At 50.2% G+C, this 23,353-nt stretch carries 17 protein-coding genes; 12 read left to right on the top strand and 5 right to left on the bottom strand.

Annotation, left to right across the window (positions count from 1 at the left end):
* Positions 1-324: 324 nt before the first annotated feature.
* Positions 325-882: a DUF2062 domain-containing protein gene (locus BZG83_RS11485; protein WP_077480667.1), complete on the bottom strand. Its 558-nt coding sequence runs from the start codon at positions 880-882 to the stop codon at positions 325-327.
* Between the two features lie 29 nt (positions 883-911).
* Here BZG83_RS11485 and BZG83_RS11480 point away from each other — a divergent pair, with 29 nt between their 5' ends.
* The 5 genes from BZG83_RS11480 to kdsB are packed head-to-tail and all read left to right on the top strand — an operon-like array spanning position 912 to position 6,946.
* On the top strand, positions 912-3,212 hold the full coding sequence (locus tag BZG83_RS11480) for a DNA internalization-related competence protein ComEC/Rec2 (protein WP_158074959.1): 2,301 nt from the start codon (positions 912-914) through the stop codon (positions 3,210-3,212).
* 43 nt (positions 3,213-3,255) lie between these two features.
* Positions 3,256-5,010: a lipid A ABC transporter ATP-binding protein/permease MsbA gene (gene msbA, locus BZG83_RS11475; RefSeq protein ID WP_077480663.1), complete on the top strand. Its 1,755-nt coding sequence runs from the start codon at positions 3,256-3,258 to the stop codon at positions 5,008-5,010.
* A gap of 2 nt (positions 5,011-5,012) precedes the next feature.
* Complete coding sequence (gene lpxK, locus BZG83_RS11470; protein ID WP_077480661.1) at positions 5,013-6,002, top strand: tetraacyldisaccharide 4'-kinase; 990 nt, start codon at positions 5,013-5,015, stop codon at positions 6,000-6,002.
* Between the two features lie 9 nt (positions 6,003-6,011).
* Positions 6,012-6,194, top strand: a complete 183-nt coding sequence (locus BZG83_RS11465) for a Trm112 family protein (RefSeq protein ID WP_069587307.1) — start codon at positions 6,012-6,014, stop codon at positions 6,192-6,194.
* The gene (gene kdsB, locus BZG83_RS11460; protein WP_069587309.1) at positions 6,191-6,946 is read left to right on the top strand and encodes a 3-deoxy-manno-octulosonate cytidylyltransferase; all 756 of its coding nucleotides are present in this window, start codon (positions 6,191-6,193) and stop codon (positions 6,944-6,946) included. The genes BZG83_RS11465 and kdsB overlap by 4 nt, the downstream gene beginning before the upstream one ends.
* Positions 6,947-7,007: 61 nt before the next feature.
* Here the strand turns inward: kdsB and elyC are convergent, their stop codons facing one another.
* Entirely contained in the window at positions 7,008-7,781 is a 774-nt protein-coding gene (gene elyC, locus BZG83_RS11455; protein WP_077480659.1) for an envelope biogenesis factor ElyC, read from the bottom strand.
* A 116-nt stretch (positions 7,782-7,897) separates the two neighbouring features.
* Here elyC and cmoM point away from each other — a divergent pair, with 116 nt between their 5' ends.
* From cmoM to mukB, 4 genes are read left to right on the top strand one after another with little or no spacing between them, the layout of a single operon-like run.
* A complete protein-coding gene (cmoM, locus tag BZG83_RS11450; protein WP_077480669.1) occupies positions 7,898-8,677 on the top strand; it encodes a tRNA uridine 5-oxyacetic acid(34) methyltransferase CmoM in 780 nt (259 codons plus the stop codon).
* A 33-nt stretch (positions 8,678-8,710) separates the two neighbouring features.
* A complete protein-coding gene (mukF, locus tag BZG83_RS11445; RefSeq protein WP_077480657.1) occupies positions 8,711-10,075 on the top strand; it encodes a chromosome partition protein MukF in 1,365 nt (454 codons plus the stop codon).
* Complete coding sequence (gene mukE, locus BZG83_RS11440; protein WP_069587314.1) at positions 10,056-10,787, top strand: chromosome partition protein MukE; 732 nt, start codon at positions 10,056-10,058, stop codon at positions 10,785-10,787. Before mukF ends, mukE begins: the two co-directional genes overlap by 20 nt.
* Positions 10,784-15,235: a chromosome partition protein MukB gene (gene mukB / locus BZG83_RS11435; protein WP_077480655.1), complete on the top strand. Its 4,452-nt coding sequence runs from the start codon at positions 10,784-10,786 to the stop codon at positions 15,233-15,235. The genes mukE and mukB overlap by 4 nt, the downstream gene beginning before the upstream one ends.
* 61 nt (positions 15,236-15,296) lie before the next feature.
* Here the strand turns inward: mukB and BZG83_RS11430 are convergent, their stop codons facing one another.
* Together BZG83_RS11430 and BZG83_RS11425 are read right to left on the bottom strand one after the other, a co-directional pair.
* Entirely contained in the window at positions 15,297-17,609 is a 2,313-nt protein-coding gene (locus BZG83_RS11430) for a methyl-accepting chemotaxis protein (protein ID WP_077480653.1), read from the bottom strand.
* 203 nt (positions 17,610-17,812) lie between these two features.
* Positions 17,813-18,310 (bottom strand): GNAT family N-acetyltransferase, encoded by a 498-nt coding sequence (locus BZG83_RS11425; RefSeq protein ID WP_077480651.1) that lies wholly within the window; start codon positions 18,308-18,310, stop codon positions 17,813-17,815.
* A 213-nt stretch (positions 18,311-18,523) separates the two neighbouring features.
* Here BZG83_RS11425 and BZG83_RS11420 point away from each other — a divergent pair, with 213 nt between their 5' ends.
* A complete protein-coding gene (locus BZG83_RS11420; RefSeq protein ID WP_077480649.1) occupies positions 18,524-19,435 on the top strand; it encodes an aldo/keto reductase in 912 nt (303 codons plus the stop codon).
* A 194-nt stretch (positions 19,436-19,629) separates the two neighbouring features.
* On the opposite strand, the gene BZG83_RS11415 is transcribed toward BZG83_RS11420, so the two are convergent.
* Complete coding sequence (locus tag BZG83_RS11415) at positions 19,630-20,127, bottom strand: MarR family winged helix-turn-helix transcriptional regulator (protein WP_069587048.1); 498 nt, start codon at positions 20,125-20,127, stop codon at positions 19,630-19,632.
* Between the two features lie 416 nt (positions 20,128-20,543).
* On the opposite strand from BZG83_RS11415, the gene BZG83_RS11410 reads away from it, so the two are divergent.
* Both BZG83_RS11410 and BZG83_RS11405 read left to right on the top strand, forming a co-directional pair.
* Positions 20,544-21,800, top strand: a complete 1,257-nt coding sequence (locus tag BZG83_RS11410; protein ID WP_077480647.1) for an imelysin family protein — start codon at positions 20,544-20,546, stop codon at positions 21,798-21,800.
* A 58-nt stretch (positions 21,801-21,858) separates the two neighbouring features.
* Positions 21,859-23,256 (top strand): di-heme oxidoreductase family protein, encoded by a 1,398-nt coding sequence (locus BZG83_RS11405; RefSeq protein WP_077480645.1) that lies wholly within the window; start codon positions 21,859-21,861, stop codon positions 23,254-23,256.
* Positions 23,257-23,353: the final 97 nt, after the last annotated feature.

Raw genomic sequence — 23,353 nt, 5'->3', positions numbered from 1 at the left:
GAGTTACGCGTGTCCGATGTGGTGGTGGTGAGTTTAACCGCGATGCTCCTCAGCTTATTGGCCGCTTGGTATCCAGCGCGTCGCGCGTGTCAGTTGCAGCCAGCGGCTGTATTGAGTGCAAAATAGCGGTGAGCGAGAGCGCTAGCTACAACAACCCATCATCAAAAGGGCCAGCATGAGTGCTGGCCCTTTTTCGATCTGTCTCGATAATTTTGGGTTGGTTTTACGTATTGATAATGCCGGATGATGACTGTGTCGCAATGCGCCCTCAAGCGGCTTGTTTTCCTTTCCTACCGTTTTAGCGTTGCCTGATATCAACGTGAATCAAGAGGGTTTATTCGGCTTCGGCAGCACTTCTTTTAACTTGTTAGGAATACGAAGTTTACGTTTACGCCAGCTTCTTACCACGGAATAGCGCCAAATGCCTCTGACGGCAAAATAGCCAATCACGGCGAGCACCAAACCACTGGTCATACAGCCGAGAATGAAAGGCGGTCCAATGTGACCCATTTGTTCAACCAAATAGTGCCAAGAGAGCTCAAAATGGAAGGGATAGGGCGGTGTGTTCATCATCCACGCGCCGAGTTTATAGGCGAGATAGAACAGCACAGGCATGGTAATGGGATTACTGATCCAAACCAACGCGACCGACAAAGGCAGGTTGACACCAAACAAGATCGCCAGTCCCGCTGCCATGATCATCTGGCTGGGCAAGGGAACAAATGCCATGAACAAACCGACCGCAAAGGCCCCCGATGCGGAGCGACGATTCAAGCACCACAGGTTTGGGTCGTGCAACAGGCTTCCAAACACGCGCAGTGCTTTGTTATCGCGCAATGCCTCGCGTTTTGGCATGTAGCGTTGAAAAAACTTCTTGGGCATACCTGCTTAACTTACCTGGATGTTACGCGATGAAGCTGACATTCACGCTCGGCTTGGCTGCGTCGATTTTATCGCTGCCGTGGTGGCCCAGTTTGCCACCAGTTTGGACGTGTTTCATTGCGTGTATTGTATTTCATTTTGGGTGGAAAAAGCGCCTTTGGTGGCTCGCGGGGAGCGCGTTAGGGCTCACTTGGGCTGTATTATCCGCAACCTTGTACCAAGCAGACGTGATCCACATCATTTCTAGCACAGAGGATACTACAATATCTGGCTCTGTGGGCAGCCTTTTTAGCCCCAAAGCCGGCCCACAATCGATTATTTTTGATGTTGATAAAGTTAATGATAAACCACTGCCGTTTTTTCGCTCAGTTTGTGTTCGCCTTTATTGGCAATCGCCACCTTTTCCTCAACAAGGTGAGCGTTGGAGGTTCACGGTTAGACTGAAGCCGCCGTATGGACGTTTAAACGAAGCGGGCTTTGATGCGGAGCGTTACTTTGTGGCCCGACGGATTCATAGCAAAGCCAGCCTCAAAAAAGCCGAGCGGCTCACACACACACCATCATGGCGGCAATCAGTCTTAAATGCACTGACCCCTGTGCTTGAGCCTTTGCGTTATGGCCGCTATTTACTCGCGCTAAGCTTGGGAGAGCGGCAATGGTTGACCCACGAAGATTGGCAGATCTTAACGCACAGCGGTCTAGCTCACCTGATGGCTATTTCTGGGCTTCACATTGGGCTGGCGTTTGCGTTGGGGTGGCAAGTCGGGTGGGGGATCCGTTTGCTGCTGCCCGAATGGCGACTCACCCTTTGGTGGCCGCTCTACAGCGCTATGCTGGTTGCGTTAGGGTATGCCGCGTTGGCAGGGTTTGCGTTACCCACCCAGCGCGCCTTGATTGCCCTATTTATCTATGCCAGTGCAAAGCGCATGGGGGCGCAGGTGTCTCCCAGCACCTTGTTGCAAATCACCTTACTGGCTGTGCTATTGCGCGATCCCTTCGCAGGCTTTTCATTGAGTTTTTGGCTGTCGTTTACGGCGGTGTCAGCGCTGTGCCTCGCGCATTACTTGCTGTCTCGTCGGCGAGAGTTCCCGGCAACAATGTATGCCCGTATGGTTTGGCGGGGCAAGCAACTGGTATTTATTCAATTCGTTCTCTTGATAGGTATGTTGCCTTTGCAGCTGGGCTTTTTTTCTGGTTTGAGTGCCGCCGCCACGCCGTTAAATCTCCTTGCCGTTCCTTGGGTGGGAATATTCACAGTGCCCTTGGTCTTTGTCGCCCTGGTTGCTCCGTTAATAGCGGGCAGTACCGTCGCGGCATTTATTTGGCAAGCGGCCGATTGGAGCCTAGTGCCAGTGATATGGCTTGCCGATGTTGCCCGCCAAGCCTGGCTGCAGCCTCCACCGTTATCGTGGTTGTGGTCTTTGCTGGTGGCGGGGGGATGTTGGCTGATAATGAGTTGGCGTTGGCACCGCCAAACGTCGCTTTTATTGGTATTGGTTATGACTGGTTTTGCATGGCGTGCGCCACCATTACCCGACTGGCAGTTGGATGTGCTCGATGTGGGGCACGGCTTAGCGGTGTTAATTACTAAAAACGGCAGAGCGGTGCTTTATGACACTGGAAACCGATGGCAAGTGGGCGGAGTCGCGCAAGCGGTAATTACGCCGATTCTTGAGCAACGAGGCATCGAACAACTCGATGGCCTACTCTTAAGCCATGGTGATAGTGACCACGATGGTGGAGCCGCGTTTATCACCGAACGCTTTCAACCGATTTGGCAGCGCGCCAGTGAGAAAAGAAGTGGTTATTTACCCTGTCAGAAAGGGGCTAATTGGGATTGGCAAGGGTTAAGGTTTCATGTGCTTTGGCCGCCAATACAGGCGGATCGTGCGGGTAACAATGATTCTTGTGTGGTTCGGGTCAGTGATGGACGTAGCAGTGTCTTGCTGACCGGCGATATTGAATCACAGGGGGAGTCGGCATTAATGGCGCGCTTGGAAAATCGCGAAGCCGTGCAGAGCGATATTATGCTGGTGCCACATCATGGCAGTGCATCGTCTTCGTCGTCACCTTGGATAACCGCGGTATCACCGCATTGGGTGGTGGCGTCAACTGGGTTGTTTAATCCGTGGGGATTGCCAGCGCAAGCTGTTCGCGAGCGTTATCAGCAAGCGGGGATCACTTGGTTGGATACCGCGAAAGATGGCCAAGTGCGTTTTCAGCGCCGCCATGGCCGATGGAAAATGACCCGGTGGCGATATGATCACCAAGGGCAATGGTATCGGACGCTGTTTGAACGGCGACCGGTAAATTTGGACGACGGCGGGTAAAAGAGTAGAATGCCGGTCTGTTTTACACAGCTAAACGATTTTAATGAGCGAATATCAAGATAAAACGACCTGGCAGACGTTCAAGCAACTCTGGCCATACATCGCCAACTATAAGCTTGGCTTGATCGTTGCCATTGTCGCACTGGTTATCAATGCTGCCAGTGATACCCTCATGCTCTCCATGCTCAAGCCACTGCTCGATCAAGGCTTTACCTATGATGATGTGGCGGGGGATTTCCTCAAATGGATGCCCGTTTATCTCGTGGTGTTGATGGTAGTGCGCGGACTTTCTAGTTTTGTCTCTGCTTACTGCCTGTCATGGGTGTCGGGGAATGTGGTGATGACCATGCGCCGACGCATGTTTAACCACTTTATGAAAATGCCCGTCAGTTTTTTCGATCAAGAATCCTCCGGCGCCTTGCTCTCTCGCATCACGTATGACTCCGAACAGGTGGCGTCGGCGACAAGCAGCGCCTTAGTGAGCCTAGTTCGTGAGGGAGCGTCAATTCTCGGTTTGATGATACTGATGTTTTGGTCGAGCTGGCAGCTATCGGCGATTTTGTTGGTTATCGCGCCTGTGGTGGCGTTTTCGATTCGCGTGGTGTCGAAACGGTTTCGTCGCATCTCATCGAATATGCAAGATGCCATGGGGTCCGTCACTAGCTCGGCAGAACAAATGCTGAAAGGGCACAAAGTCGTCCTGAGCTACGGTGGCCAAGACGTTGAAAAAGCGCGCTTTGATAAAGTCAGTAATCGTATGCGCCAACAAACGATGAAACTGGTCTCTGCTCAAGCTATTGCCAACCCAGTGATCCAGCTGATTGCCTCGATGGCGCTGGTCGTGGTCTTGGTACTGGCAAATACCGAAGCGATTCGCTCCGAGCTAACCGCCGGTACGTTTGCAGTGGTGTTCGGTGCGATGTTTGGCTTGATGCGTCCGCTAAAATCCCTCACTAACGTCACGTCGCAGTTCCAGCGAGGTATGGCAGCGTGTCACAGCCTGTTCAACCTGATGGAGCTCGACACTGAAAAAGACACTGGTGAATATGAAGCAGATCGCGTGAAGGGCGATATTCAGGTGGACAATGTGGTCTTTACGTATCCATCCAAAGAAGCGCCTGCGCTTCGCAATGTCAGCTTTGAGTTACCCGCGGGGCAAACTTTGGCACTGGTGGGACGCTCCGGCTCAGGCAAAAGTACCATTGCCAACCTGTTAACGCGCTTTTATGACATCGACAGTGGCACCATCACATTAGATGGCGTGCCCATTGACGAGTATAAGCTTGCCAATCTGCGCCAACATGTGGCGGTAGTCTCGCAAAATGTTCACCTGTTTAACGACACCGTCGCCAACAACATCGCCTACGCAGCCGAGGATCAGTTCACCCGTGAGCAGATCATCGAGGCGGCAAAATTGGCGTATGCAGATGACTTTATTCGTGAATTAGATGAAGGCTATGACACCATTATAGGTGAGAATGGCGTCAGCTTATCAGGCGGTCAGCGTCAACGCCTTGCCATTGCTCGTGCGCTGCTGCGCAACGCACCAGTACTGATTTTGGATGAAGCGACCTCGGCATTGGATACTGAATCTGAGCGCGCCATTCAAGCAGCACTGGACGAGTTGCAAAAAGATCGCACTGTGTTGGTGATAGCGCACCGTTTATCCACGATTGAAGATGCGGATCAAATTCTCGTGGTGGATGAAGGGGAAATTGTTGAGCGTGGCAACCATCAGGCGCTGTTAGAGCAAGACGGTGCGTATGCCCAGTTGCACCGTATTCAATTTGGTGACTGACCATGGTTGAAAAACTTTGGTTTCGTGAAGATGTTCCGGTTTGGGCCGCTCCCTTGTGGCCCATTAGCAAGCTATTTGGCGCGGTGGCACGCTATCGCCGTCAACGCTATCTGAGTGGTAAAGCCCCCTGTTATCGCGCGCCCGTGCCTGTGATTGTGGTGGGTAACATCATGATCGGCGGCAATGGCAAAACGCCGTTTGTGGTTTGGCTGGTGGAGCAACTGAAGGCCCAAGGCTACCGTCCAGGGGTGGTATCACGCGGCTATGGGGGTAAATCGGAACAGTATCCATTGTTGTTGTCGCAAACAACCTCTCCTCGCGTGGCCGGTGATGAGCCGGTCTTGATTGCCCGCCGTACTCAAGTGCCTGTTTGTGTTGACCCGGATCGGAGCGCGGCAGTTAAACGACTCCTCGATGAGGGCGTCAATGTAGTGGTTACGGATGATGGCATGCAGCACTACCGGCTCGATCGCGACCTCGAAATTGTGATTGTGGATGGTCAGCGTCGATTCGGAAACGGGCACTATATTCCATTAGGACCATTGCGCGAGCACACGTCCCGTCTCGCCACCGTAGATATGGTGGTCAACAATGGAGGTGAGCCGCACCAAGGGGAGTGGCCAATGACATTGGTACCGACCGAAGCGGTGAATTTACGTAGTGGTCAACGTTGTCAGGTTTCGATTCTTCCTGAGGTGGTTGCGATGGCGGGCATAGGTCATCCGCCACGTTTTTTTGCCACCTTACAAAAAATGGGTGTGACCCCGGTACACAGTGAAGCGGTGCAAGATCATCAATCATTGAGTGCCGAAGCGCTAGACAGTTTAGCCGCAAAGGGGCAACATCTATTGATGACCGAAAAAGATGCTGTGAAATATCAAGGCATTGCTCAAGACAATTGGTGGTATTTGCCTGTGGCAGCGAAACTCCCTGACACAGCGGCAAACTATGTGCTAGAAAAGCTTCACCACCTGAAAAAGCATAAAAATTAAAGGAAACTTATGGATCACCGTCTGCTTGAAATTGTGGCTTGTCCTTCTTGTCAGGGTAAGCTCTACTTCAATAAAGAAAATAATGAACTCGTGTGTAAGTTCGACCGTGTTGCGTATCCGATTGAAGATGGGATCCCAGTGCTGCTCGAATCCGAAGCACGTGATATGTCATTGGAAGAGGTTCAGGGATGACAGACTTTTATGTGGTGATCCCCGCGCGTTATGGCTCAAGCCGATTACCGGGAAAACCACTCGCTGATATCGGCGGAAAGCCTATGATCCAACACGTTTACGAGCGAGCTCAAGCCGCAGGTGCCAAACAAGTCATCGTTGCGACGGATGATGCTCGGATTGTTTCTGCCGTCGAGGCTTTCGGTGGTGAAGTCTGCTTGACCCGAGATGATCACCAATCCGGCACTGAACGATTGGCTGAAGTTGTGACAACCTATGGGTTTGCGGATGATGCCATTATCGTCAACGTCCAAGGTGATGAGCCGTTGATCCCGTCGGCAGTGATCCGGCAAGTCGCGGATAACCTGAACACATACCAACAAGCGCCAATGGCGACTCTTGCGGTTGCGATTGACCAACCGGAGCAGGTCTTCAATCCTAATGTGGTCAAAGTTGTCACTGATCATCAAGGCTTTGCGCTGTATTTTAGTCGCGCCACCATCCCTTGGGATCGGGAGCATTTTGGTGAGGACTCGCCGCAGGTCCCTGAGTCACTACTGCGCCATATTGGGATTTATGGCTATCGCGCCGGATTTATCAGCCAGTACATCCATTGGACACCGAGTCCTTTAGAAAAAATCGAGTCACTGGAGCAGTTACGCGTACTCTGGCATGGTGAGAAAATTCATGTTGATGTGGCCCGAGAAACACCGCCACACGGTGTAGATACCCAAGCGGATTTAGAGGCGGTACGCGCGCACTTAGCGTCGTAAACGCGAGCGTTTGAGCACCAATAAAAAAGCCGCGATAGCTATCGCGGCTTTTTGTTACCTTTTATGCGCTCGGCTGGGCGATTAGATCGCGTAGCCTTTGCCATGCTTGGCCTAACCGTTCATGCCAATAACGCTCAAATTGTTCCAAGTATTGTGCGCGAGGACTGTACTTAATCCACGGCTGTTTGATTTCTTTTTGCGCCATAAAATTGGTTGGGGCAGGGATAGGGTCGAGCCCGGCGCTTCGAAATTCATACATGGCACGATCCATGTGAGAGGCAGAGGTGACTAACACGAGATTACTGCTGCCTACGACAGATGCCGCTTGATAGGCTTCTTCCCATGTATCTTTGGCGGTTTCAAGTAACAGAATACTGTTCTTATTAACGCCCAGTGCCATGGCCACTCTCGCCAACATTCTGGCGTGGCTCACTTCATATCCGTGATCATAACCAGATAAAATCAGTTTGGAGGTTGGATACATCCGATGGATGCGTATACCTTCAGCCAAGCGCATCAGCGCGGTGCGTGATAGCTCGGAGGTGGGTGGCAATGCGTCATCAACCACATGACTATTGCCTAACACCATGACGAAATCCACGGGTTTATCCGTGGGGAGAAAGGCGGGATATTGACGTTCCAGTGGCCGAAGCAGTCCAGAGGCGACGGGTTGGAAAGACGCGAGAAAGATACCTAAAAATGCCCCCAAGATAACAAACGATGCCAGCTTTTTACGCTGAGAGAACCAAAGCAGGCATAGCCCGAAAAGACCCAACAACAACAGCGCGGGCAAGGGCATTATCAAGGTTGAGATCAGTTTTTTTAATTCAAACATGCAATGTCGCCCGAAATATAGTCAAACGAGGCACAAATAGTGCCATAAACCTTTATTAACGTAAGGCTTGTGACAAAATATGCCCTTCTTACTATTCAATGATAACGAATGCCATTGTGACTGAGGACAGAAATTTCGACGACATTGCCCACAAATTTGTTAAAAACATTTATGGATCGGGCWAAGGCGAAATCCGCCAAGCAGTAGTTTGGCAAGACATTGAACAGATTTTGCGCCATTTTGACGATGATAGTCGTCCACTGCATATTCTAGATGCAGGTGGCGGCGTTGGGCCATTATCGCAGCCATTGGCGGCGCTTGGTCACAGGGTCACTTTATGTGATCTCTCTTCGCAAATGCTCGACTTAGCGCGACAGGAGATTGAACAACAAGGCTTACTCTCGCAGTATCAGCTGGTTCACGCCCCTGTGCAAGCGATCGGCGAACATTTGACCACTGCACCGGATGTGATTTTGTTTCACGCGGTGATGGAGTGGCTAGAGCATCCAGAACAGGTGCTAAAGACGTTATTGACCTTGCTAAAGCCCGGCGGTTTCGCATCGGTGATGTTCTATAACCAGACCGGCTTACTCTTTAAGAATTTAGTGTGCGGCAATTTAAGCCATGTTCAGGCGGGGATGCCGCATCGAAAACGCTTTAAACTGCAGCCGACGAAAGGCTTAATGCCTAACGACGTGTATCAATGGATCACGCAAGCAGGATGCGAGATTAAGGGCAAAACCGGAGTGCGCACGTTTCATGATTACATGCGAGATACCCGCACCGGTGACTTTACCTTTGAACAAGTAGTGGCGCTAGAACAGCAGCTATGCCGCGAAGAACCCTTTGTGTCGCTAGGACGTTACATTCACGTCTGGGCACAGAAGGCAGAATAAGATGAGAAATGATGAAAACAACAAGGACAACGGATGAGTGATCAGGCCCAACCAACCCTGACGGGGGCAGACGACGCTCAGACAGTGCCCGAATTGGTCAACTGGGTGAAGCAAGGTGGCTTTTCACTTAACTTGCCGCCGGAGCGATTGGCGTTTTTATTGGCCATTACGGTAATGAGCCAAGAACGTTTCGAAGATGAACTAAGCGAAGGTGAATTGATTGATGCCTTCCGTATCGTAAGCGAACAGTTTGCCGCGTCGGGTGATAGCCCTGCGGGGAATCTAGCCTTTCGCGCCAACAACGCCATCAATGAAATTGTACAAGCCCGTTTGTTGAGCCGGTTTACCAGCGAAATGACTGAGGGCGATAGCATTTATCGCTTAACGCCGTTGGCGATGGGCATTGCAGATTATTATGCGCGCCACCGTGAGTATTCAGCGCTGAAGTTGTCGGTGCAATTATCGATGGTGGCAGACGAAATTGAAAAAGCCCGTAGTGCGGCGATGCAAGACGGTGATGCGAAGTTTTGGCGCCACAACGTGTATGGCGTGTTGAAATACTCGGTAGCCGAAATTTTTGATCGCATCGATCTCAACCAACGCGTGATGGACGAGCAGCAACAGCAAGTGAAAGATGATATTGCTGCGTTGCTGACGCAAGATTGGCAGGCTGCGATCGCCAATTGTGAATACTTGCTCAATGAAACCTCGAGCACGCTGCGCGAGTTGCAAGACACCTTGCAAGCCGCGGGAGATAACTTACAAAGCCAATTGCTCGAGATTCAAGAAGTGGTGCGCTCGCGTGATGATCTCGACTTCGTGGATGCGATGGTTTACAGCCTGCAAATGAAACTCGACCGGATCATCAACTGGGGGCAGCAAGCAATTGACTTGTGGATCGGCTACGACCGTCATGTGCACAAGTTTATTCGTACCGCCATCGACATGGATAAAAACCGCGCATTCAGCCAGCGGTTACGTCAATCGGTGAGTGACTTTTTCGATGCGCCTTGGTTTTTGACCTATGCCGATGCAGAGCGACTCCGCGATACCCGTGATGAAGCCTTAGTGCTACGTGACGATGAAGTAACGGGAGAAATGCCTGCACAGGTTGAATTTGAAGAGCTGACGGTGGTGGATGATGCGCTATCACGTCAAGTCTCTGAGATGCTACAGCGTCACCGTCAAACCGGCCAAGCCATCAACTTAGGCGACGTCCTGAAATCTTATCTGGCCGAGCACCCGCAAGCCCGCCACTTTGATCTCGCGCGTTTGGTGATTAACCAAGCGGTTCGGATGGGCTATTCCCAGTCCGACTTTAACGCGATCCAGCCTGACTGGCAGGCCATTAATGACTTTGGAGCCAAGGTACAAGCGAATGTCATCGATAAATACTGAAATGCCAATGCCTGAAGGGTTAGCAAAAGCGATCGCTAATCCACTCTTTCCGGCGTTGGATAGCGCTTTGCGTGCTGGCCGCCATATTGCCAGTGAAGATTTGGATAACCATGCGTTGTTGGTTGAGTTTGAGCAAGAGCTGAATCTTTTTTACCAGAGGTACAATGCAGAATTAGTGCGTGCCCCAGAAGGGTTTTTTTACCTGCGCCCTCGCTCAACCAGCCTGATACGCCGCAGTGTTCTGTCTGAGCTGGATATGCTGGTGGGCAAAGTCTTGTGTTTTCTTTATCTCAGCCCAGAGCGACTAGCGCAAGAAGGGATTTTCACCACCCAAGAGCTCTTCGACGAACTGATGGCACTTGCCGATGAGAAAAAGCTGATGAAGCTGGTTACACATCGCGCCAGCGGCTCTGACTTAGATCGTGACAAACTGTTCGACAAAGTTAAAACCTCACTGCGCCGTCTACGTCGGTTAGGCATGATCATTCCAATTGGTGAGGGGCACAAGTTCCGTGTCAGCGAAGCTACGTTCCGTTTTGGCGCCGATGTGCGCACTGGAGAAGACATGCAGGATGCACAACTGCGCCTGATCCGCGATGGTGAAGCGGTAGTGCATACCCAAGAGCATATCCAATCCAGCTTTTTGGACGACGATCTGCATGAAGAGGATTCGTCTACCCAATCCCAACCAACTGAGGAACAGACAGCATGAGCCAACGCGGTAAATATCAATCACTCACCATGGTGAACTGGAACGGCTTTTTTGCTCGAACCTTTGATATCGATACCTTGGTGACCACGCTTTCTGGTGGTAACGGTGCCGGTAAATCAACCACGATGGCGGCGTTTATCACGTCTTTGATCCCCGACCAAACCTTGCTTCACTTCCGAAATACCACGGAAGCGGGCAGCTCGAGTGCATCGCGAGACAAAGGGCTGCACGGTAAATTGCAGCCGGGGTCGTGTTATGCCGCGCTAGACGTGGTGAATTCCCGTCAGCAGCGAGTGTTATTTGCGGTACGTTTGCAGCAAGTCGCAGGGCGAGACAAAAAAGTCGATATCAAACCTTTCGTTATTCAAGGGTTGCCTTCACACGTGACCCCGACTGAGGTATTGGTAGAAACACTGGCCAATGGGCAAGCTCGTGTTCGTCAATTAAATGAAGTGAAAGAGGCAGCCGGAGGCTATGAGACCGCGCATTTCAAAGCGTTCAACTCGGTCACCGACTATCACGCTCAGATGTTTGAGTTTGGCGTACTGCCGAAAAAGCTGCGCACTCAGCAAGATCGCGGCAAATACTATCGTTTGATTGAAGCGTCCTTATACGGTGGGATCTCAAGTGCCATCACCAAATCGTTACGCGATTATTTGTTGCCGCAAAACGGCGGCGTGAAAAAAGCGTTCCAAGATATGGAAGTCGCTTTAAAAGAAAACCGGATGACGCTGGAAGCGATTAAACTGACCCAGCGTGATCGGGATTTATTTAAGCACTTGATCACCGAAGCGACGCACTATGTCGCCTCAGACTACATGCGCCATGCCAACGAACGACGCAGCAAATTAGAACAAGCCTTGTCGTTGCGTGCCGAGTTGGGCAGTGCACAAGCGGAATTGCAGCAAAAGCAAGCGCAAGCACACGCGATGCAAGAAGAGCTGGACGAGCTGGAAGCGGGTCAAGATCACTTGGAACAAGACCACCAAGCGGCATCGGACCATTTGCAGTTAGTGCAATCTGCGTTACGTCAGCAAGAAAAAATCCAACGCTATGAGGAAGACTTACTTGAATTGAGTGAGCGCCTTGAAGAACAGATCATGGTGGTGGAAGAGGCGGCCGAGCAATTAGCTGAGGCCGAACTGCGAGCGGCGCAAAGCGAAGAAGAAGTTGATAGTCTGAAAAGCCAGTTGGCCGATTATCAACAGGCACTGAACACGCAACAGACGCGTTCTTTGCAATACCAGCAAGCGGTGAATGCGCTAGAAAAAGCCCGCGCGCTGACGGGCGATGAAGAGCTACTGGCTGATGATGCCAGTGCTCGGTTGCAGACACTTAAAGCCGAAGAAGCGCAGCAAACCGATACCGTGCTGTCTCTGAAGCACAAACGTGATCTTGCTTCTGCCACGGCGAGCCAATTTGATCATGCGTTTACGTTATTACGTCGCATTGAGCCGGATGCGCTGCGTGAGAAAGCCGGAACGCAAGCGAAATATTGGGTGGAACAAGGCCGCGAGCGTCGTTATTTGGCCGATAGCCTGAATCAACTGCAGTACGAGCAGCGCGAGCTGTTGCAACGTCAGCAGCACCGTGAGCAAGCACAATCACTGGTGAGTCAATATCAGGATGTCACCCACGAAACACTGGCCGATGCGGATGCGGTGGAGCAGGCGGTAGCATTGCAGCAAGCGACGCGTGATGAGTTGCAGCTAGCCCGCGAGCAACAGGCCGAGCAAGTTCGCGAGCATCAACGCCAAGATGATGCACTGGCTAACGAAATTCGTGTGTTAGAGGGACAAGCACCTGCATGGATAGCTGCCAACGACGCACTGACCAAGCTCATTGAGCAGAGTGGTCAAGCATTGCACGATCGCCAAGCGGTGATGGCGGCGATGCACGAAACACATGAGCAGGTGCGTGAACGTACCCAAGCGCGCGATCAATTAGCAGAGCAAAAAACCAAGGTCGAGCAGGCGATCGAGCATCTTGCCCAGCCAGGTGGCAGTGATGATGCTCAGTTGCAAGCGCTGGCGGACACCTTAGGGGGGACTTTACTCTCTGAGATTTATGACGACATCACCCTTGATGATGCGCCTTATTTCAGTGCGCTGTATGGTCCTGCTCGTCACGCGATAGTGGTCCCTGACTTAAAAGGCGTGAAAGCAAAACTGGCTGACTTAGACGATTGCCCAGACGATCTGTATGTCATTGAAGGTGATGCCGACGCGTTTGACGACAGCGTGTTTGATGCCGAGGAACTCTCTGGCGCGGTGTGTGTGCATCTCAATGATCGTCAAATGCGTTATTCGCGCTTCCCTGAAACGCCTTTGTTTGGTCGCGCAGCGCGTGAGTACCGTCTCGAGGCGTTACGCGAGCAACGCGAAGCCTTGGTCGAAGACTACGCCAAAGCATCTTTTGATGTGCAAAAACAACAGCGTTTGTCTCAGGCATTCAGTCACTTTATTGCCGAGCATTTAACGGTTGCTTTTGAGGCGGATCCCGAATTAGCCATCAAGCAGCGCCGTGACAAGCGCTCGGCTATTCAGCGTCAATTGGCAGACGCCAAAGCGCAACAGCAACAAACGGACGAGGCAATCAAACGGACTCAGCACGCGCTGCAGATCCTCGACAAACTCCGTTATTGCGCTGGCGCGCTGGCTGATACTGATCTGGACAGTCAAATCGATGCGATTCAACAGCGGGTTGAAGCGGCAAAGCAGGCTAGTGCCTTTATCAAGCAGCACGGTGACACCCTCACCGAGTTGGAAGCGCGACTCTCGACGTTGGATGCTGATCCTGAGCAGTTTGATAAGCTTGAGCAGGCATACCAAGATGCAGATGCGCAGCTGCAACAGATTAAGCAGCAAGTGTTCGCGGTCGCCGATTTAGCCGAGCGTCGTCCGCACTTTGCCTATCAAGATGCGGCAGATATGCTCACGCAAAGCAGTGAGTTGAATGAGCAACTGAAAAGCAAGCTGAAAACCGCGGAGCAAGTGCGACAGCGTGAGCGCGAGGCACTAAAAAATATTCAGCAACAGACGAATCAATATCATCAGGTACTGGCGTCACTGAAAAGCTCGCACCAAGCGAAACAAGAAACCGTCGCCGAATTTAAACGTGAGCTCGCTGAGTTGGGCGTTCAGGCCGACGATGATGCGATGGAGCGTGCTCGCGTTCGCCGGGACACTTTACATGAACAGGTGCATCAAGCGCGTCAGCGCCACAGTCAGCTTTCACGTGGTATTACTTCGCTGGATATGGAAGTGAAATCGCTGACTAAAGGCCTGCGTAAATCATTGAAGCAATACCAAGACTTGCGCACGTTTGTGGTGAATGCGAAAGCAGGCTGGTGCACGGTGATGCGTATTGCGCGTGATAACGGTGTGGAAAAACAGCTGCATCGCCGCGAAATGGCCTATATGTCGGCTGATGAATTGCGTTCGTTATCGGATAAATCATTGGGCGCGTTGCGTTTGGCGGTCGCCGACAATGAAACCTTACGTGATGCCCTGCGTGCATCGGAAGACATTGGTCGCCCTGAACGCAAAGTACTCTTTTACGTCGCGGTCTATCAGCACTTACGCGAGCGTATTCGCCACGATATTATTCGCACCGATGATCCTGTCGAAGCAATTGAAGAGATGGAAGTTGAGCTCGCTCGCTTGACCGAAGAGCTGACGCAACGGGAAAAACGTTTGGCGATTAGCTCAGAGTCGGTGGCGAACATCATTCGTAAAACCATTCAGCGAGAGCAAAACCGTATCCGCATGCTTAACCAAGGCCTACAGAATATTGGCTTTGGTCAGGTAAAAGGGGTGCGTTTGAATGTGTCGATTCGCGAGACGCATGCACAACTCTTAGCGGGCCTGGCTGAGAATGCCGAGCAACACCAAGACTTGTTTGGCAATCACAACCTCACCTTCTCGGAGGCGATGGCGAAGCTGTTCCAGCGCCTCAACCCGCATATTGAGTTGGGCCAACGTTCGCCACAGGTGTTGGGAGAAGAGCTCCTTGATTATCGCAATTACCTCGAATTAGGCATTGAGGTTAACCGTGGTACGGATGGCTGGTTGCAGGCCGAGTCGGGCGCTTTATCGACCGGTGAAGCAATCGGTACGGGTCAAGCTATCTTGCTGATGGTGGTGCAAAGCTGGGAAGAAGAATCACGCCGTTTGCGCGGTAAAGATGTGATCCCATGTCGTCTGCTGTTCTTGGACGAGGCAGCGCGTTTAGATGCTAAATCCATTTCGACGCTGTTTGAGCTATGTCACCGCCTTGATATGCAGCTATTGATTGCGGCACCGGAAAACATCAGTCCTGAACAAGGCACGACGTACAAGCTAGTGCGTAAGATCTTCAACGATCGAGAGCATGTACATGTGGTTGGATTGCGCGGTTTCGGTGAAGAAAAGCGCCGAGAGTTAGCGCAAGAACCCGTCCTCGGCTAGAGGCGAGACTGAAAAATAACAGGGCCAGCAGGATGCTGGCCCTTTTTTTGTGGCGTTGTGATTAGGTTTTAAAGTGACTGATGGTATTTTCCAAGGTGGTCGCCTGCTCACTTAACTGCGTCACTGTTTCCTCAGTACTGCGGGTGCGCTCTGAGACGCGATCGGCCGATTGCGCCATGGTATTAACGTTTTGACTGATTTCATCGGTCACTTGAGTCTGTTGATTGGCGGCGGTGGCGATCTGCATATTCATCTCGTTGATACGCTCAATCATCTCTGTGATTTGGCTGAGTTTATTATTGTTTTCTGTACAGTTCTCAACGCTTTCAAGCACAGCACTGTTCGCCTGTTCGATGCCTGACGTCGCTTTACGTGTTTCGAGTTGAAGTGCTTCGACTTTTTTACGGATTTCTTCCGTCGAGTCTTGCGTGCGTGTTGCTAGTGAGCGCACTTCATCCGCGACCACCGCAAATCCGCGTCCTTGCTCGCCCGCACGCGCTGCCTCAATCGCTGCATTCAGTGCCAATAAGTTAGTTTGTTCCGCAATTTCTTGGATGACATCAAGCACCGAGCCAATAGACTCACTTTCTTGCGACAGCTGCTCCATTGACTGCGTGGCACTGGACATATCATTTTGGAGTTGCTGCATACGCGCGACAAGATTATCACCGATCTGACTTCCTTCTTGCGCAGATTGGGTGATGTTATCTGAAGCTTCAGAGGCATTGCTAGCATGCTCAGAGACTTCACTAATCGATGCGGCCATTTGCGTGGCGGCTGTCGCAACCTGGCTAGAGTTACGCGCCTGCTCATCTATTTGACCGCGCATATCAACGATATCGGTGCTGATATCTTTTGAGGATTGCAGCAGTAATGAAGACGCACTGTGGGTTTGCTGGATAACGTCTCTGAAGCTGGCAAACATGCCATTAAGGCTATCACTAAGCTGTGAAAGTTCATTTTTACCTTTATGTTCAAGCTGGATAGTCAAATCTTTGGTTGCTGCAATGTGTTGAATTTTATCGGCAAGGGCAAGAATGGGGGCACCTATACTGCGGCCAAGATAGAACGCAGCAATCGATGCAACCACAGCCAAACCCAGTGCGGTCAGTAATGTCGAGTAGAGGATATCATCGCTAATCTGCGCGACAGCGCTCAATGCTTCGGATGTATCCTGCTGGCTCACGACGGCCCATGTAATGCCGTACACCTCGAGTGGTGAATAGATGGCGATAACCTCATTGCCGCGATAGCCCATCTGGGTCATGAGCCCTTGCTGACCCGCCAATGCTTTTGATGCAGCAGCGCTGTCGATGGGTTGCTTACCGGCCGCACTATTCTGATAGGCGATTTTGTGGATTGTTGCTTCATTTACGCCCATCGCTTGAAGCCGGCTAAGGTAGGCGTCTTTGTCATCAGTTAATAGACGTGGTTCAGAGCGCAGACGCTTATCTGGACCGACAAGAAATAGCTCGCCTGTTCTACCCATGCCTGATTCAGCCCATTTATCATTGTTGCTGATAATTTGGCTGATGCGCTCAATCGGCATCTGGAAAATTAAGGCACCGATTTGTTTATCATTTTTATATACAGGGCTGGCGATAAACGAAGCAGGGCTGTCATAAGATGGGTAGTAAGCGGCAAAGTCGACAAATCCCAATTCACCTTTTGGCGCTTGACGGACTTTTTTATAAGCTTGCGCGATGCCGCTCGATGCGTAAGGACCATTGAGCAAGTTAGTGGCGTAATCAAGTTCTTTATAAACGCTATAAACTATATTGCCCTGATTATCAATCAGAAATATATCGTAATAACCAAAGGTTTTTAAATAGTGCTGAAAGTTAGGATGAAATTCGGCATGAATTTCGCTGTAGACTGAACCATCATTCGCATTAACTAATGTATCTTTACTCCCCAGTGGATGCGTATTCTCACTAATATAACTTTGCTGAAGACGTTTTGCGGTTTCAGTCAACTGATTGTATTTGTCTAATGCACTGGTTGTTTCGTCGTTAATGCTCTGATATTGATTAGCAAACTGTTCTGTATAATATCGCTTCAGTGCGGCGTCTTTTTGAGGGGATGTTGAAACCTCATCATTAATACGTTGAAATGCAGATGAAAACTTTGCTAATGCATCTTCTGTCATCGTGGAGTTGGCCAGTGTTTTTATTTGATTTCCAATAAACTGGAAATAGTTATTTATCTCCGACTTCTTTGCTTGGGTAATGGCAGTGAGTTGAWCACTGACTTTCTGGTTAAGTGACTGAGAAGAGAGTGACATAGTTCTTGTCGCAAGAATGGCAGCAACAATAATGACACAACTTAATGAGGCACCTACAATGGCGAGGGTTATTTTCTTACTGACTTTCATGGTGACGCTCCCAACCTTTCTCTAAAAAAAGATAGGTTCTAGTTAGCCACTCTGCGTAAAAATTATCGTTTTCGATAAGTAAATAAAAAAGGATGTCTTGTTAAATAGACAAAAGGAAAATTAATAAAGACAACGTTTGATCAGCAGTACCACTTATTGTCGGCCCCAAGTGCTATCAAACAGCTTTTTGATGACGCGTATAATTACATCGTGAGGTCACATTCCAGCATGGCGACACTGTGTAGTCTTCCAAATTTTTCACCCACATCACTGAGCTGACCCACTTGTTGAAAGCCATAGCGGCGATGTAGCGCCAACGACGCAGGATTAGGCAAAGTGATCAGAGAGTAGGCGCGGCGCAAGCCTTGTTGACGCATGCCATTGAGTAGCGTTTGCATCAGTTGCGAACCAATGCCTTGGCCACCTGCATCGTGAGCGACATAAATCGTGATTTCAGAGGAAATAAGATAGGCCTGTTTGGGATTAAAGGCGGTGTTGTATGCAAAACCGACAAGTTTGTTGTTTTGCTCCGCGACCCATGCCTGATAGTGAGATGACGTGTCAAACTGAGCAAACCAGCGCTCACGCTCGTCCGTCTGCCAAGGCACCAGATCAAAGGTAATCGCGGTTTGCGAAATGTAATAGTTATAAATGGTGTTGATCGCGTCACAATCCCGCAATTCCATGCGTCGAATAAGCATTTTCTCTTCCTTTTTGCTTTTTTGCGTCAAACAAGATACCGACCTTCTTTCCGCTTGCCAAGGGTTGGTGATAGTTTGATCAATTTTGGGGTGAGGAATGAACACTGTCGACCACTTAAGTGACTACGTCGGGGATTAAGACGAGAAAAGATTGTAGATTTGCCCGGTTCGGATTAGCATGAAATTCTCACTCCTCGACATTAAGGACGTGTTTTGTCTGAGTTAACTGCAACTTCTATTTCTCCCGTCGGTCCGTATTTTTCGCCTTTGGTTCAGGGCTATTGGCGCCTTGATGACTGGCAAATGACGCCACAACAACGCCTTAGCTTTCTTAAAGCGCATATCGACCTTGGCATTACTACGGTGGATCACGCGGATATTTACGGTGACTATCGCTGTGAATCCTTGTTTGGGCAGGCGATCAAGCTTGAACCAAGCGTTCGTCAGAAAATTCAAGTGGTCTCGAAGTGTGATATTAAGCTGGTCAGTGAAGCGGCGCCAACGCGCAAGATTAATCACTACGACACCAGTTATCGTCACATTATTCAGTCTGTTGATAACTCATTATCGCGTTTAGGCGTTGAGCGTTTAGATGTACTCTTACTGCATCGCCCGGATGCGTTGATGGACGCAGATGAAGTGGCAGAAGCATTCACCACACTGCGTCATCATGGCAAAGTGAAACACTTAGGGGTGTCGAACTTTTCTCCATCGCAGTTTGAGCTTCTACAATCGCGACTCGATGAATCGTTAGTGACCAACCAAGTCGAAATCAACCCACTGCGTTTTGACGTGATTCATGACGGTACGCTCGATCAGTTGCAACGTTTGCGGATTAAGCCGATGGCGTGGTCTTGTCTCGCGGGCGGGGAGCTTTTTAATGGTGACAGTGCGCAGGCTAAGCGAGTAAGAGAAACCTTACAAGCGATTGCGGATGAGCTGGATGCGACCATCGACCAAGTGATTTACGCGTGGGTTATGCGTTTACCATCAGAGCCGTTGCCGATTATTGGTTCGGGGAATATTGAACGCGTGAAGTCAGCGATTAATGCGCGCTCATTAACTCTGAGTCGTGAACAATGGTATCGCATTTGGGTTGCCTCAAAAGGGCATAATGTGCCTTAGGCGCAGCGGGCAATAACCTAATAGAACAGTAAAATAAGGCGGCCATGGTGCCGTCTTTTTTATCACTGTAATGAATGAAACCAGCGATGGTGTGGAATGCATGAATGGCGACGAGAGCGATGATCCTTTGCTTTCGTAACGCCATAACTGGCAGGTTGCCCGGTGGAGACGTCCTGTTACCTGCCGGGTCGTGACTATTTTTTAGCTTGAAGTTGCGCGTTGTGTGACGTGAGCGCAGATACCTCAAGCAGTGGGGCGGCGTCAATATCGTCAGCATTCATCATTGATGACACACGCTGGACCGATGAGAGCAATAACGACTGTTCCCACTCTTCCAAGTTTTGGAAGCGAGAAATAAAGCTTTCTTGCAAAGGTTTCGGCGCTTGCTCGAGTGCCGCTTCACCTTGCTCGGTTAAATGCGCGTGGACTTTACGCTTATCCAGTTCACTGCGCACGCGTACAATCAATCCTCGCTTTTCTAAGCGATCAAGGATCGTAGTTGCAGTGGCTTGGCTCATGTTGGTGTGCGTGGATAGTTTTCGAATGGTCACCTGACCTAATTCTTTGATAGCACGCATTAAAACCAGCTGAGGGCCAGTAATACCAGAGACTTTGTTGAGTTTGCGTGAGTGCAGGTCAATCGCTCGGATGATTTGCCGCAGCGCGACCAGGACTTCTTCGTGTTTTTCCATTCATTAACCTCCACCAGTAAAACAGCGAGCGAAACTTACAATACAAGCAGATGTAGTGCAAAGATATTTAGAGAAAAAACGATGATTTACCGTTTTTTTCTCTGCGAAATAACTCGCCGTCTTTCAGTATATTATAATCGTTAGAGTTCAAATTAAATCTAATTTATTGTTATTTTTAGCTCTTTCAGTGACACAGTGCAAAAAGCACTACTTTGTCACAAACTTTCCTGCTGAACAGGTCCGATCAGCGTTGCAATTAGTTGTATTCAACACTAAGCATAATGGGTCGATCACATAAAGAGAAATAACGCAAATTGCTTGTTGCATTCAGTTACACATTGCTTAAAATCGCTTGCCAACAAAAGAGAATGGTTCTCATAACCATTTGAATCTCACTAGCGAAGGATAAAGGTATTATGGAACTGACCCCTTTTAAGCGTAATCTTATCGCGCTTTCCCTTTTTGCGGCACCTTTAGGTGCACAGGCAGCGACCCAGCAGGACGTTGTTGAACATTACGCTGACATTGCTCATGCGGTATTTGCTGATTCATACACAACAGCTATCGCGTTAGAGCAGGCCATCGATACGTTTGTTGCTAAACCTTCTGAACAAACTCTTCAAGCAGCAAAAAAAGCATGGCTCGATGCGCGTGTACCTTACCAACAATCGGAAGTTTTCCGTTTTGGTAACGCTATTGTCGACGATTGGGAAGGGCAACTCAATGCTTGGCCACTCGATGAAGGTCTGATTGATTATGTTGCTGATGGATATCAAGCGGAATTAGGTAATGCGGGCGCGACGGCCAATATTATTGCTAACCAGTCCATTCAAATTGGTGCCACTAAGCTCGACGTTGCTGATATTACGCCTGACTTGCTAGCAAGTTTGAATGAAGTGGGTGGGTCAGAAGCTAATGTCGCCTCTGGATATCACGCGATAGAGTTTTTGCTGTGGGGGCAAGATTTACATGGCACCCAAGCGGGAGCAGGTGAGCGTCCTTACACCGACTTTGCCTATGGTGAAGCATGTACGCATGGTAACTGCGACCGTCGTCGTGACTATCTGAAAGCGGCGGCCGATCTGTTGGTCGATGATTTGGCGTGGATGCGCGACCAATGGGCGGAAGGAAACAAAGATAACTACCGAGCGACCTTACTGGCGGACTCGAGCGAAAATGGCTTGCGCAAAATGCTGTTTGGTATGGGATCACTGTCTTTGGGTGAGCTTGCCGGTGAGCGTATGAAAGTGGCACTGGAAGCGAACTCAACTGAAGATGAACATGATTGCTTCTCAGACAACACACACAACTCGCACTTTTACAACGAGCAAGGTATTTACAACGTTCTGACAGGCTCCTATCAGCGTGTGGATGGTAGTGAGCTGACTGGCCCTTCGATTTTGGATCTGGTTGCTGAAAAAGACCCACAAGCAGCAAAAGAGATCAAAGCGAGCTTTGATAAAGCGCACCAACAAGTCAAAACCTTGGTTGTGTCGGTTGAGCAAAACAATGTGCATTTTGATCAGTTGATTGCCGCAGGCAACACAGAGGGTAACGCGCTAGTTAACCAATCGATTTTTGCACTGGTTGATCAAACCAAGCACATTGAACGTGCCGCCAAACTGATTGGTATTGATAACCTCAACCCAGATACCGCGGACCACCAATTCTAATTTAGCCGCGAAAGACAAGCCCCGTTCAGCGGGGCTTTTTGCTTTGTCAGGATACACTATGAAGCCCTATGTCATTGCTTACCTCAGTGCAGCGTGTATAAGTGCGTTGTACCTTCCTTCCAGCCTTGCATTTGAACGCACCTCGGGTGGCAGTACCACTGTTATCAAAGAAGGGCAGAATGCCTTTTCACAGCCAGCCGCTAACCYTCCGATGAGTGAGCGCATCGATTTTAGCGTCGGCAACAGTTTTTTTCGTAACCCTTGGGTAAGTTCGCCAGCATCGACGGATGCGCGCGATGGGCTGGGACCTTTATTCAATACCAATGGTTGCCAAAACTGCCACATTAAAGATGGCCGTGGTCATCCGCCAGAAGCGGGGGATATTAACGCGGTTTCGATGTTAGTACGGCTAAGCGTACCGGCGTTGAGTGACGCGGAAAAACAAAAGCTGATCCAGTACGGTAATATTCCCGAGCCAAATTACGGTGGCCAGTTGCAAGACTTCGCACTACCGGGCGCCAAACCAGAAGGAAAAGTGACACTCTCTTACCAACCGGTGACGGTGACATTCGAAGACGGAGAATCGGTGACACTGCGCAAGCCTAACATTGCGATCACCGATTTAAACTACGGGCCTATGGCTGAGAATGTGCAGATGTCTGCACGCATTGCGCCGCCCATGATTGGACTGGGACTGCTTGAGTCGATTGCCGCCGAGGATATCTACGCGCTGGCCGACCCCAGTGATGATAATGGCGATGGGATTTCGGGACGGGCAAACCAAGTCTGGGACGTCGAACAAGGGCGTACCGCATTGGGTCGTTTTGGCTGGAAAGCCGGTTTGCCAACCGTTAAACAACAAAATGCAGCGGCCTTTAACGGTGATGTCGGCCTCACGACCTCCATGTTCCCGCATCACAATTGCATGCCTTCGCAATCCGTTTGTGAAGATATGCCAAATGGAGGAACGCCGGAGGTAAGTGACAATATTCTCTCGTTTGTTACCTTTTATGCCCGCCATCTTGCCGTGCCAGCGCGCCGTAATATGCAAGATCCTAGTGTAAAACAAGGACAGGCGCTGTTCGTTGAAGCGGGCTGCCATGCATGTCATGTCCCGACTTTTACCACCCAAAAGCGGCCTGACTTACCGGCATTGAGCGAGCAGACCATTCATCCGTATACGGATTTGCTGTTACATGATATGGGTGAGGGGCTTGCCGATCACCGCGGCGAGTTTATTGCCAACGGCCGAGAGTGGCGTACTGCCCCGCTTTGGGGAATTGGCTTTACCAAAGAAGTTAGCCCAGAAGCAACATACCTTCATGATGGACGCGCGCGTACCTTGATGGAAGCGATTTTATGGCATGATGGTGAAGCCGCGACAGCCAAACAGGCAGTACTAGGCATGTCTAAAACCGAGCGTGATGCCTTGGTTGCTTTCTTACGCTCATTATAACGGTATTAACTAACACGATTATTGGAGTCATATCGCATGCGTTTTCGACTCAATGCTGTGGCGGTGCTCTCTGTGAGCGCCACGCTATGGCTAACGG

Source organism: Salinivibrio sp. PR919 (assembly GCF_001995355.1).
Lineage (GTDB): Bacteria > Pseudomonadota > Gammaproteobacteria > Enterobacterales > Vibrionaceae > Salinivibrio > Salinivibrio proteolyticus.
The sequence above is the reverse complement of the archived record's forward strand: the minus strand, read 5'-3'. Positions and strand labels throughout refer to the sequence as shown.